Below are 12971 nucleotides of genomic sequence, written 5' to 3'. Positions count from 1 at the left end.
GTTCATTTGAAAGTTTTGAGGTACGCGATCAGGTCCTGGCGCTGGGCGTCGTCGGGCAGTCCGGGAAACGGCATTGTATTTCCCGGAACCGCCGCTTGCGGATCGGTAAGGAATGAATTGAGGGCAGCCTCGCTCCACGTCCACTTCGCATTGCGGAGCGCACGACTGTAGCGGAAATTGGGCATGCTCGCCGAAGGGCGGCCTAAAACGCCGCGCAGATCCGGGCCGGGGTTGGGCACTTCGGCCGAGACCTCCCGGTGGCAGGCCGCACACGTCGCAAACACCTTGCGACCGCGCTCCACGTCTCCCAAAGCTGGCTCGGAGCCGGTGGCCGCATCGAGGATGCCAGCCAGGCAGAGGATGGAGATGATTCGCTTCATGAGAGATGGCCCGGATGGGCCAGATATCTCCCGAGATCGTCGCCCAATCTCAACGCCAGCGCGGCGACCGGCCCGGTGGGATTGTGGCCGGCATTCTGCGGAAAAACCGAGGCGCCGACCACGAAGAGGTTCTCCACGTCCCAATGCTGCAGCCGAGGCGACACCACACTCGTGGCCGGGTCCGGGCCCATCGGGGTGCCACCGGTCACGTGCGTGCCCTGGTAAACACGGGCATCGAAAGGCGCCGCCCGCGGGACGGCCGGGCCCACCACGGTCGCGCCCATCGCGTGGGCGATTCGCGCGGCTTGCGCCGTGCAATAAGCGGAAAGCTTCTGCTCGTTCGCGCGGAAATCGAATGTCATCCGCAACAGCGGCTGGCCGAACGCGTCGGCGTAGTCTGGATCGAGGTCGAGGTAATTGTCCCGGTGCGGATAGCAGCTGCCTTGGACACCGACTGCGAAGGCGTGGGCATACCACTCCGCGTTCGCGCGCTTCCAGGCCGAGCCCCAACGAGGTGTCCCCGGGGGCAGGCGGCGGGAGCCAATCGGCCGGCCGGAACTGACATTAACCCCGATGTAGCCACCGCCAAGAAAACCGAGCCCGGCGTGGTCGAAGTTGTCGTCATTGAACTCGTCGATGAGCGTTCCGGTGCAACCCGCCGCCAGGAAGGGATTGATCCAGCGGTCACGCATGAAGACCGCGATGCCAGAATTGGCTTGGTAGCAAAAGTTGCGGCCGACCACGCCCGAGCCCGTTGCGGGATCATAGGCCCGGCCGAGGCGACCAGTCAGCAGCAGGCGGGTGTTCGTCAGCGTGAAGGCGGACAGGACAACCGCGTCGGCGGGCTGGAAGCACTCCTCCCCCGTCGCCAGGTCAAGGTAGCGCACGCCGTGAGCGCGCCCGGTCGCGGCATCGTGTTCGATGGCGAGCACCTGGCTGTGCGGGCGGAGGGCAAAGCCCGGCTGCCGCGCCAGCCATGGATAGAGGAGCAGGTCGGGCGTGCCCTTGGCGTTGGCTTCGCAGATGAAGCGCTCGCAGTGACCGCAGTACTGGCAGGCGCCCAGTCGCATGCCGTCGGGATTCTCATAGGCACCGCTGGAATTCGCCGCCGGCGAGGGAAACGGATGATAACCGAACTCGCGCCCCACGGTTTCCTCGAAGATCCGCCCGGCCTCCGTGCGTTCGAGCGGGGCCTGGGGATATGGATTCTGGCGCGGGGCCTCGAATGGATTGCCGCCGGGCTGGATGGCGCCACGCAGATTGCCCGCGCGACCGGAGATGCCGAAAAGTTTTTCGAAGAGCTCGTGGTACGGCTCGAGCTCACTATAGCCTACGCCCCAGTTCTGCAGCGGCATGTCCGCCGGGATGGCGTCCTTGCCGTAGCGCTGCTCATACCGCGAACGCAGGCTAAGATTGTAATCGACCCAGCGAAAAACCTGCCCGTTCCAATGACTGGCCGCGCCCCCCACCCCGCTCCCCGGCAGGAAGGCCGTGAGGCGGCGCATGGGCCGCGAGGTCGCGGAGCTTTCGCGGCGGAATGTGTAAGTCTCCGAGGCGGCATCCTGCATCAGCCCCGTGCGGGCATCCCACCGCAATTCGTCCCGCTGCGTCGGCAGCCGTCCTTCGGCACCGCCGTGACGATCGCCGCCGCGTTCCAATACCACGGTGTCAATGCGCTGCCGCGCCAGCTGCCGGGCGACCAGCCCGCCGGCGAGACCGCCTCCGATCACCGCGACGGCGCGATGTGGCATCGATTTCATGTCAGGCAAAATCCTCCATCGACTGCGGGATGCTCGCGCCGGGAAAGGGTTTGCCGCGATAGCGGACCATGTTGAGACCGTTGACCGCGGGCAGGCCCGGATACCCGATCATTTTCCAGAAAACCTTGCGGCGGTTGCCGCCATACGCCGGGTCCGCAAAACACGCCTGCTCGAATAGCGGATAGATCAGCTCGTTGAACCAGGTCCCGAGCGGAAACCCGGTGGCATCGTCCCATCGTCCTGCGGCGACCTCGACCAGGGACGGCTCCTTGGCGGACGCGTCGAGGCGGGCAAAGCCCGCCCCCTGGCGGCGAAGGCAGTGCTCGTCGAAGGCGCGGACGCCGGCCTTGAAATACTGAGCTGGGGTCATGGGCCTCTGATAACCGTCTTCCGGCAGACCGGCGCGAAATGGCCCGTGCAGATAAAGTCGATCGCCCTGGCCAAAGGCTCCGGCCAGTTGGCGGTCAATGAAGATCGCGAGGCCGCAGTCAACGCCACCGGGAGTGAGCTCATCGGGGGGACACATGTGATCGACCAAGGACTCGACCAATCCCGCCTCGTCCGGGCTGAAGAAAAGGTAGACGCCGTCCGGGGGGCCCGCGTCCGGCGCGGCGGCAGGCCCGACGGGAGAGTCGGAAGCCGCCGCGCTTTCGCCGCGCAGGCAGAGCAACGCAGCCGCACCCGCCGCCCGTTGAATGAAAGCCCGTCGCCCCGACCCCGGTGAGGAGGCGGGAGCGGAGTCAGGTGTCGTGTTCACAGGGACAACGCGGGATGGGGCGACCGTTGGGCACTGACGCTAAACCGCCGGTTCCCGCGCCGGAGGAAAATCCGGGCGAGGAAACCGGCGGAAAGCATCACTACCAGGAATCAGAACTTGTAATCAGCGCGCATCGTGAAGGTGCGCGGAAGATTTACCTCGGCCAGCACCGCCGAGTTGATGGCCAGGGGCACGACCTTGTCGAAGAGATTATCCAACTGCAGCTTCAGGGAGAGATGCTGGGTGACCGCGTAGTTGGCGAAGAGCTTCACGATGGGCTCCGCCTTGTTCTCGATGAACGCGGGTTTGCCGACGTAGGTCAGTGCTCCCGTGGCCGTGACGCGGCCTCCGGTGCGATAACCACCGGCGCCGAGCTCGAGGCCTTTCAGCGGACCGTCGCGGAAGCTATATTTCGAGAGGATACCGACCGTGTTCTTGTAGGAATTGTCGACGGGATTTCCGTTCTGATCCTTCACGGTGCCGGTGTAGAAATTGCAGACCAGCTCGAATTCCCGGGTGACGCCGACGCCGATCTCCCCGTCAACACCCTTGGCCCTGGTCTGACCGACTGGGATATTGTAGGAGCGGCCATCGGGCAAAACACCGCCGAACACACTCAGGCCGCTGGTCTTGAGATCGAAGTAAGACACGGTCGCATTTACTCGATTATTGAACAGGCTCACTTTGGTGCCAATTTCCTTGCCACTGCCGGAAGGCGCGGGCGCCGAGGACCCATCCTGCAGGATCGCCGTGGGGCTCCGCGGCAACTGGGTGTTGCCCGTCATGGCATAGAATGACAATTTCTTGTCGAGGAACTGAGCCACCGCCCCGAACCGGTGCAGATTACTGTTTATCCCAACCACACTGGCCGGCGTGGTCGTGGTGAAGTTCGATATGAGAGAGGTTTCGTCCGTGAACTTGGCGTAGCCGCCCACCAGGATCAGGTGGTCTTTGATCACGTCGATGTTCTGCTGGTAATAGAAATTCCCATACGTATCCTTGGTCCGGCTGCCGGGATTGGCCGGGGCCACATAGGAATCGAAGGGCAGGACCGGCAGGGAATTCACGTCGGGATTGTCGAGCGGACGCACATTAAAGGTGACACCGGGCCCGCCGAAATTGGTGTTGGTCCAGAGCGCTTGGATCGCTTTTTGCGTCGTAATGGTGAAGCCAAAGGTGCTCTGGAATTTCATCCCGGCAATCTCGTAGATTCCATTCGTATCCAGGGAGACGGAGGCATTATCCAACTTGATGTCATTGCGCCGATTGAAAAAGCTGATCGTGCGGGTGTCCCAATTGACGCCGCCCGTGGGCAAGACAATGGAGCCGGTCCGATGCAGATGGTTATAATCCAATCCGAGCCGGGTTTCCCAATTGCGTGAAAGCCTGTGTGTCACGAGGCCGCGAACCCCTTGGTGCTCGTGCGTCTCGGAGGCGCCCGGCGGCATGAAAAGGCTGTTCTCGCGGCCGTTGCCGGTGAAAACCACGCCATTCGGCTGCAGAATGCCGGTGGGATTCGAGGGCCGGACAATCTTCTGATAATCGAAGGCGATCATGGCCGTGGTGTTTTCATCCTCCCACTGCACGGAAGGATGGAACATCGTCCGGTCCTCCTTGGTGTTGGTGAAATAGGCATCTCCGCGCTGCAGCCCGCCAACCAGGCGATAGTTGACCTGGCCATCGCCCAGCTTCCCGATCGGGCCCGTCGTGTCGCCCACGAGACGCCACTGGCCGAAGTCCGTCACACTCAGCGAAAGTGAGCTCATCGGCCGGGCCTGGGGTCGTTTGGTGGTTTTGTTGATAATACCCGTGAGATTCGAATTGGGATACAGCAAGGCCGCCGGGCCACGGATGATCTCCATCGAGTCGATGTAGACATTGTCCATGAAGACCGTGCGGTCGATCTGTCCATCCACCACCGGGTAGGTGGACAAGGCGTTGCTCCCGCGCAATTGGTAGAGTTCACCGCTGAAGAGCGGCACGCCACCCACGTAGGTCAGCACCTTTTCCAGGTCCACTTCGCCGAGGTCGTTGAGCATGTCGCGCGTGACCACCGTGATGGACTGCGGGATGTCGGACATCGCCTGCTTCGTTTTGAACGGCGTCGCGCTCGTCGCGTTGTAGCCGGTATCCTGAGTCGAGTTAACGCGGTAGACCGACAGGTTCAGGACATCATCCGCCTTCTTGCTGTCGGCGGGCGCCGACGCGGCCACTTGGGCGTGAACCCCTGTCGTCAGGGCCAGAAAAGTCGCGCAGACAAAAACTGCACGACGACGCAAAGCTTCGATCACCGGAACAATATTCATTGGTTAGTTGGGTTAAGTGCCAGCTTGCAAATCTTGTATACAGAGCAATACACCTGTGCCCATCAGTCAATCCATTATTTCACCTGAAATTGACCCGCGCCCATTTCTCCAGCACCGACACCGATACCGAACCTCAATTCGACTCCCCATCCGGACCGGACTCATCCGGGGACGTATTCCCCAACGAACAATCCCTTTCCAAAAATGATAACCACCCCCACCACCTACCGGCGTCTACCCCGTGAACCGGCGCTAGGGATCGGCCCGAAAAGACAACCCTGTGCCAAACGACTGCCGCTTGGACTTATGCTCCTTTTTCTAAGCTCGCTTGGTTTCACCGCCGCCGCCGACCTCCCCCCATTGCAATCCCGGGCCCGCGAGGTCCTCGAGCGTGCCCTGCGGGAGGAATCGGGTTTCGTCCGCATTCACGCCGCCGAGGCCCTCCTCGACACCGGGTCCGGCGAATCCGTGCGGGCGGCTTTTGCCGGCGCCGGTACCGGCGCGACCGCGGCCGGCGCGCGCATCGGGACATGGCGCGTGCTGGCGTTGGCCAGCGCCACGGCCGTCGAGCGGGACGAATGGATCGGCCGTGTGCGCAAGGTCGCGCTCGACGCGGCGGCCGGCGACCGGCTGCAGGCCTTGGAAACGCTGGGAAAATTGCACGTGCATCTCGACCGGACCGAACTCGACGCGATCCGGAATTTCGCCATCCACGCGACTCCTGCCGAGGCACCGTTGCCCTGGTGGGTCCTGCATATCAATGGCGCGCCCGATGCGCTGCCCCGAATCGTGGACGGCTTGAGCGCGACGGACCCGGTCGCGCGACTCCGCGCGGCCTACATCCTGAAACGCGATCACCTGGCGGGGAAAAGTGTATCCGCCGCCTTGGCCCGCGCCTGGTCGAGCGAACCAGCCGGTTCGGTCGCCTATCCTTATTTGCTCTGCGCGCTCGCCGTACTCACCGAAAGAAGGGAATTGCAACAAGACTACATTGACCGCCTCAGCCGGCTCCTGGCCGAACCAACCGCTTCAGGGCGATCCGAGATATCCCTGACCCTCATGCACCTCTGGCCGGTGGAAAATGCCGGCCGGCTGGAAATCATCCTGGCCGCAAAGGATGCAGACACGCGCATCGGCGCGGCTTGGGCCGTCCTGCGCCTGAGGGCCACCCATTTGACCGAAAATCGGTGAACCCAACTGCTGAGACATCCCGGGAAAATCGAAGCGGAGCACCCGCCTGCGGGGCGCGATTCGCCGGCAACATCGGTGTTGACACTTTATCCTCGTAAATGAAAATACGTGTGTATACATATAAAACCATCCAGTTCCTCCGCGGCTACCGTGTCATTTTTTGAGTTTCGCGCGGTCCCGTGGCTGATTCTTCAACGAATCTAGGCTTATCTTCACCCATGCATTCCATTCTCGTCATCGGCGCCGGCAGTATTGGTGAGAGGCATTTGCGCTGCTTCCTGAATACCGGGCGGGCGCGGGTGACGGCCTGCGACACGGATCCGGTTTTGCTGCAAACCATTGCGAAAACCTACCACGCCCCGGTCGCCACCGACTGGCAACAGGCCATCGCCAGCGGGCAATTCGGCGCCGTGGTCGTTTGCACGCCCGCCCCGTTCCATGTGCCCATGGCCACGCAGGCGCTGCAGCGAGGTCTGGATGTCCTCATTGAGAAGCCGCTCTCCCAGTCCCTGGCCGGCGTGGCCGACCTCATCGCCCTGCGGGACGCCACGCGCCGCCGGGCGGTGGTCGCCTATGTGCTGCACGTCTACCCGCTCCTGACGCAGGCGCGGGAGTTCCTGCAGGCGGGCGAGCTCGGGCCCGTGCTGCACGCCACCTGCACGAGCGGGCAGTATTTTCCCGGCGGCCGCCCGGCCCATGCCGTGCCCTACGCCAAAACCTACTACCGCGACCGGCGCACCGGCGGCGGGGCGATTCAGGATGCGCTGACGCATACGGCCAACTGGATGGAAAGCGTGCTCGGACCGACCGACAGCGTCCTCTGCGACTGCGCCCATCAGGCGCTGCCGGAAGTCACCGTTGAGGACACGGTCAACCTGAGCGCGCGCCACGGCCGCGTCCTGGTCAATTACACCCTGAACCAATTCCAGGCCCCCAACGAGAGCACGCTGCAGTTCAACACCGCCCGGGGCAGCGTGAAGATCGAGCTGCACCACCGCCGGTGGGGCTCGTTCCGGCTCGGCGACAAGGACTGGACCTGGCACGAGGTGCCGGCCGCGGATCGCGACGCGCCGTTCCAGAGCCAGGCCAACCGCTTCCTGGACCTCATCGAGGGCAAGTCCGCGCCGATGTGCTCGCTCGAGGCCGCTCTCCAGACCCTCCGCTTCAACCTCTCGGCCATCGCCTCCGCTGAAACCGGCGCGCGCGTGCACTGCGCCACCGTGCCGGACTGTCTCCAGAACCCCCCGAACCCATGAAAGCCCGCGCCGCCAGATCAAAACCGCCCGGTTCCCCGACTGCGCACCAGCCGGCCGCCGCCAAGCGCGACGCGGCGGTGCTCGCCATCGACGAGAACCGCCGCCTCCTGAACCGATACCGCTTCGTCGAGCAGGAAGGCATGCGGATTCTGGCCGGCTGGCTGCCCCGCACCGAGACCTTCGAGCTGAAATGCGAGCTGGGCCGCACGATCTGGGAGTATTCGCAGCACGTGAACGCCCTCTACCTGCGGCTGCGCGAAATACAGTCGCCGGCCTTCCAGACGCCCGATGATGCCGCGCTGGTGACCCTGATGCGCGAGGCGCTGCATGCTCCGGACGAATTCGCCCTGGCCGCCGGCCTCTACCGCGTCATCACCCCCAGCCTGATCCGCGCGCTCGAGTCCCACGAGACCGCCACCTTTCCCAACAGCGACCAGCCGAGCGTCCATGTGATCACGCATGCCCTGCTCGACCTGCGCGCCCAATCGGCCCGGGCCGAGGCGCTGCTGGCGCCGGTCGCACCCGCCGGCCGCGAACAGGCCGCGACGCGGGCCTGGGAGAATTACCTGCGCCAGCTCCTGGCTGCCGCCGGCGGGATCTCCGGCCGCGAGCCGCGTCCCTCCGCCACGCCCCGGGCGCCGAAGGCCCGCACGGAGTTCGTGGCCCCGCGGGAAGCCGGCCGCGATGCGCGTTTCACCCAGCGCCAGGCCGACCCCGGGGTGATGCCGCCGGAGGAGGACTACCGCGGACACACCGTCGAGGAATTCGAGCGCTATTCGACCGAAATGCTGGCGGCCGAGACCGTGGCCCTGGTCATGTTCTCCGTTCCGCGCATGCCGTGGGAATTCCAATACGATACCGCGCGCCACCTTTACGACGAGGTGCGGCACTGCCTCATGGGCTACGAATGGATGCGCGCGCACGGCATGGACCCCTTCGCCTCGCCGCAGTATCTGCACATCTACAAATGGCGCAGCCAGTTTCCGCCGGTCATGCAGTATTGCCTGCTGACCATGGGCAACGAGGTGCACGCCTTCCCCTACCGGCACCGCCGCGTGAAGGCGCACGAGGAGTCCGGCGACCGCCTCAGCGAGCAGTTCGTGCGGTATGACATCGCCGACGAGACGCAGCACGTGCGTTTCGGCCGCCGGTGGCTGCCCGAGCTGCTCAAGCATGTCGGCGAAAAGCGCTCGCTCGAGGAATACACCACCGGGGTCCTGAAAGTCTGGGAGGAGCAGTATCGCTCCGGCAAACTGACGATCAACGTCGAGTAACCCCCGCTTCCGTCCCCATGAGCCTTGTCCCCCATCCCCAAGCCATCCGCCTCGCCCTGATCGGTTCCACGCCGGGCAACGGCCACCCGTATTCCTGGAGCGCGATGTTCAACGGCTACAATCGCGAGGCGATGACCAAGGAGTGCCCCTTCGCCGGCATCCCGGTCTACCTGAACAAGCAGCCGGCCGACACGCTCACCATCCCCGGCGCCAAGGTCACCCACATCTGCTGCATCGGCAACGGCGGCTTCACCGCCGAGCACGTCGCGCATTGCTCCCTCATCCCGCATGTCGTGAAGCAACCCACGGATGTGATCGGCCACGTGGACGCCGTCATCATCGCGACCGACATCGGCGGCGAGCACGTCGCGCGCGCGCGGCCGTTCGTCGAGGCCGGCCTGCCGGTCTTCATCGACAAGCCGCTCACGGACAACGCGGCCGACCTGCAGGTCTTCCGGGCATGGGTCGCCGCCGGCCGGGCGATCATGTCGTCCAGCAGCATGCGCTACGCCAAGGAATACCTGCCCTACCGGATCTCCACCCGCGAACTGGGCGATCTGCGCTATGTGAGCATTACCACGCCCAAGAGCTGGGAAACCTACGGCATCCATGCGCTCGAGGGCATGTATCCGATCCTGGGGCCCGGTTTCGTCAGCGCGCGCAACACGGGCACGCCCGACCGCAATGTCGTCCACCTCAAGCATCGCGGCGGGGCCGATGTGGTCGTCGTGGCCAATACCGACATGTATGGCGGCTTCGGCCTGCTTCAGCTCATCGGGACGGCCGGCCACGTGAATGTGGCGACCGGCGACACCTTCTTCTCGTTCAAGTCCCAGCTCGAGGCGTTCATCGGCTACCTGCGCACCGGCCGGCGCCCCTTCCCCTTCGACGAGACCGTCGAGCTCATGCAGCTCCTCATTGCCGCCCTCCGCAGCCGCGAACAGGGCGGCCGCGAGGTGGCCCTGGCCGAAATCTGAATTTTTTCCCGCTCCGCCCTCCCTCCCCTCCTTTCCCATTATGAAACTCCGCTCCAGTCGGGTGCTCAAGCTCCTCCGCGAAAAACAACTGCCCACCGTCCTGAAGGTGAATCTCTCCGACCCGCGCGTCACCGAGATCGCCGGCCTGTGCGGCGCCGATGCCGTCTGGCTCTGCACCGAACATGTGCCCAACGACTGGATCGGCCTCGAAAACCAGATCCGCGCCGCCCGGGTGCACAACATCGACTCGCTGGTGCGGGTCGGCCGGGGCAGCTACAGCGACTACATCCGCCCCTTCGAAGCCGACGCCACCGGCATCATCGTGCCGCACGTCGCCAGCGCCGCGGAGGCGCGCCAGATCGTCGAGTGGGTCCGCTTCCATCCCGTCGGCAAGCGCGCCCTCGATGGCGGCAACACCGACGGTCAGTTCTGCCTGGTTCCGCTGGAGGACTACATCCGCCATTCCAACAGCGAACGGATCGTGATCCTGCAGATCGAGTCGCCGGAGGCCCTGGAGAACGTCGAGGCGATCGCCGCCGTGCCCGGCTTCGACGGCATCCTTTTCGGCCCCGGTGATTTCAGCCACCGGATCGGCAAGGCGGGCCAGCTCGACGCCCCCGAGGTCGTGGCCGCCCGGCGGCGTATCGCCGCCGCCGCCCGCCAGCACGGCAAGTTCTGCATGACCGCCGGGCTCATCGCCCCGATGGCCGACCTCGTCGCCGAGGGCTACCATGTCATCGGCATTGGCGCCGATGTCGTGGCGCTCACCGGATATGTCAAGCAACGCCTTGATCTGATCCGGGGCCACATCTCCGCCCTGCCCCCCGCCATCAAGCCGCCGGTCCGCTCCCCCTACGCCTGAGCGTCCGTCTCCGCCCGGCCCTTTCCCGCTTTCTCTTATGCGTCTCGCGCACCAGGTAGCGATTATCACCGGCGGCGCCTCCGGCTTCGGCGCCGGCATGGCCGAGGCCTTCGTTGCGCAAGGCGCCAAGGTGGTCGTCGCCGACACCAACACCGGGCTCGGCGAGCAAGTGGCCGCCCGCCTGCGGACCGCCGGTCATGAGGCCTGGTTCTGCCGGACCGACGTGACCAGGTCCGCCGACCTGGGCCGGCTGGTGCAGGCGACCCTCGACCGCCATGGTCGCCTCGATGTCATGGTCAACAACGCCGGCATCAGCCATCCCAACCAGCCGATGCTGGACGTCTCCGAGGAAACCTTCGACCGTATCTTCCAGGTTAACGTGAAGAGCATCTTCCACTCGGCGACGCACTGCGTGCCGGTGTTCCGCCGGCAACGCCGGGGCTGCTTTATCAACATCGGCTCCACCGCCGCCGTGCGCCCCCGGCCCGGCCTGACCTGGTATAACGGCTCCAAGGGGGCCGTCCTCCTCCTGACCAAATCCATGGCCGTGGAGCTCGCCCCCGACGGCATCCGGGTCAACGCCATCAATCCCGCCATCGCGGAGACCCCGCTGCTCACCACGTTCATGGGCGCGAGCGACACCCAGGAAAACCGGGCCCGCTTCACCGCCTCCATTCCCCTCGGCCGCCTCGGGCGCCCGGCCGATGTCGCCAATGCCGCGGTGTTCCTCGCCGATCCGGCCTCCGAGTTCGTGACGGGGGTCTGCCTGGAGGTCGACGGCGGACGTTGCATCTGAGTCCCGGTCCACCGGCATCTCATCATGAAGATCATCAAGGAAGGCGGCCACCGGTTGTTTGAAAACGATCCCGAGACCGCACGATACGTCGCCGAACTGCTCGCCGACCTCCGCCGCCGCGGCCTGGATGCCGTCCGGGACTGCAGCCGCCGCTTCGACGGCTGGGACCCCGCGAACTTCGAGCTGAATGAACGCCAGATCGCCGCCGCCATCGCGCAATGCCCCGAGCAGCTGCGGCGCGACACCGAGTATTGCCAGGAAAACGTCCGCCATTTTGCCCGGGCGCAGCTGGCGACGCTCCGGCCGCTGGAGATCGAGTCCCGCCCGGGAATCTGGCTCGGACACCGGCACATTCCGGTCCGCGGGGTCGGCAGTTACGTTCCGGGCGGTCGCTACCCCATGTTCGGCTCCGCCCAGATGAGCATCATCCCCGCCAAGGTCGCGGGGGTCGATACGGTCGTCGCCTGCACGCCGCCGGTGAAGGAGGGCGGCTACTATCCCGCCACCATCAATGCCATGAAGCGCGCGGGGGCCGACCGGATCTTCGTGCTGGGCGGGGTGCCGGCGATGGCCCTGATGGCCTTCGGGATGGGGGTGGTCGAGCCGGTCGACATCCTCTGCGGCGCGGGCAACAAGTTCGTGGCCGAGGCCAAGCGCCAGCTCTTCGGCCAGTGCGGCATCGACCTGCTGGCCGGGCCCACCGAGATCGCCATCATCGCCGATCGCCACGCCGATCCCGCCCTGGTCGCCTGCGACCTGCTCGGCCAGGCCGAGCACGACCCGGCCAGCGGCCAGCTCTGCGTGTGCCTCGACGAGGCCTTCGCGCACGCGGTGCTCCGGGAGGTGGAACGCCAGCTGGCCACCCTGCCCACCCGCGAGATTGCCGAACAATCCTGGCGGAGCCACGGCAAGCTCTACGTCGCCGCGGATGAGGCCGAGGCGATCCGCCTGTCCGACGACTACGCACCCGAGCATCTCGAGCTGCACGTGCGCGATCCCGGGCCCTACTTCTCCCGCCTCAGGAACTACGGGTCCCTTTTCATTGGGGAGGAAACGACCGTCGCCTACGGGGACAAGAGCATCGGCACGAACCATATCCTGCCCACGAGCCGTTCCGCCCGTTATACGGGCGGCGTCTGGGTCGGGAAATTCCTCAAGACCGTCACTTACCAGCGCATGACTCCCGCCGCGAGCCGCGAGGTCGGTGCCGTCACCGCCCGCCAATGCGACGTCGAGCGCATGCACGCCCACGCCATCACCGCCCGCACGCGGGTCGACCGCTACCGCGAGCTGGCCCCCGCTTCCCCCAACCACTAGGGAGTGTTTTCAAACCCACCCAAACCGATGCAATCTTCCATAGGCCACCAGTTTCGATCCACCGAAAACCTGCATAACCTGTCATCCTGAGCCGT

The 12971-nt window shown here is 65.2% G+C and carries 11 protein-coding genes; 7 read left to right on the top strand and 4 right to left on the bottom strand.

Annotated elements, in window-relative coordinates:
• Nucleotides 1-2 precede the first annotated feature (2 nt).
• The 4 genes from BLU29_RS14705 to BLU29_RS14690 all read right to left on the bottom strand — a co-directional run bounded on the left by BLU29_RS14705 (nt 3) and on the right by BLU29_RS14690 (nt 5203).
• The gene (locus tag BLU29_RS14705) at nt 3-380 is read right to left on the bottom strand and encodes a c-type cytochrome (RefSeq protein ID WP_091059443.1); all 378 of its coding nucleotides are present in this window, start codon (nt 378-380) and stop codon (nt 3-5) included.
• Nucleotides 377-2140: a GMC family oxidoreductase gene (locus BLU29_RS14700; RefSeq protein ID WP_091059440.1), complete on the bottom strand. Its 1764-nt coding sequence runs from the start codon at nt 2138-2140 to the stop codon at nt 377-379. Before BLU29_RS14700 ends, BLU29_RS14705 begins: the two co-directional genes overlap by 4 nt.
• A gap of 1 nt (nt 2141) precedes the next feature.
• Nucleotides 2142-2810 carry a gluconate 2-dehydrogenase subunit 3 family protein gene (locus BLU29_RS14695; protein ID WP_197677728.1) on the bottom strand — a complete coding sequence of 223 codons (669 nt, stop codon included), beginning with the start codon at nt 2808-2810 and terminating at the stop codon, nt 2142-2144.
• A 197-nt stretch (nt 2811-3007) separates the two neighbouring features.
• Entirely contained in the window at nt 3008-5203 is a 2196-nt protein-coding gene (locus BLU29_RS14690) for a TonB-dependent receptor plug domain-containing protein (RefSeq protein ID WP_091059434.1), read from the bottom strand.
• A 204-nt stretch (nt 5204-5407) separates the two neighbouring features.
• Between BLU29_RS14690 and BLU29_RS14685 the strand changes: the two genes are divergently transcribed.
• The 7 genes from BLU29_RS14685 (at nt 5408) to hisD (ending at nt 12876) form a co-directional block, all read left to right on the top strand.
• The gene (locus BLU29_RS14685; RefSeq protein WP_157693912.1) at nt 5408-6394 is read left to right on the top strand and encodes a hypothetical protein; all 987 of its coding nucleotides are present in this window, start codon (nt 5408-5410) and stop codon (nt 6392-6394) included.
• A 218-nt stretch (nt 6395-6612) separates the two neighbouring features.
• Entirely contained in the window at nt 6613-7650 is a 1038-nt protein-coding gene (locus BLU29_RS14680; RefSeq protein ID WP_091059428.1) for a Gfo/Idh/MocA family oxidoreductase, read from the top strand.
• Nucleotides 7647-8924, top strand: a complete 1278-nt coding sequence (locus tag BLU29_RS14675; protein ID WP_091059426.1) for a hypothetical protein — start codon at nt 7647-7649, stop codon at nt 8922-8924. The genes BLU29_RS14680 and BLU29_RS14675 overlap by 4 nt, the downstream gene beginning before the upstream one ends.
• 17 nt (nt 8925-8941) lie before the next feature.
• Nucleotides 8942-9901: a Gfo/Idh/MocA family oxidoreductase gene (locus BLU29_RS14670; protein ID WP_091059424.1), complete on the top strand. Its 960-nt coding sequence runs from the start codon at nt 8942-8944 to the stop codon at nt 9899-9901.
• A 40-nt stretch (nt 9902-9941) separates the two neighbouring features.
• The gene (locus BLU29_RS14665; RefSeq protein ID WP_091059421.1) at nt 9942-10763 is read left to right on the top strand and encodes an aldolase/citrate lyase family protein; all 822 of its coding nucleotides are present in this window, start codon (nt 9942-9944) and stop codon (nt 10761-10763) included.
• Nucleotides 10764-10800: 37 nt separating this feature from the next.
• Nucleotides 10801-11559, top strand: coding sequence for a glucose 1-dehydrogenase (locus BLU29_RS14660; protein ID WP_091059418.1), 759 nt, complete (start codon nt 10801-10803; stop codon nt 11557-11559).
• A gap of 24 nt (nt 11560-11583) precedes the next feature.
• Nucleotides 11584-12876 (top strand): histidinol dehydrogenase, encoded by a 1293-nt coding sequence (gene hisD / locus BLU29_RS14655; protein ID WP_091059415.1) that lies wholly within the window; start codon nt 11584-11586, stop codon nt 12874-12876.
• Nucleotides 12877-12971 lie beyond the last annotated feature (95 nt).

This window comes from Opitutus sp. GAS368, assembly GCF_900104925.1.
Lineage (GTDB): Bacteria > Verrucomicrobiota > Verrucomicrobiia > Opitutales > Opitutaceae > Lacunisphaera.
This window is presented reverse-complemented; position numbering and strand designations above follow the sequence as displayed.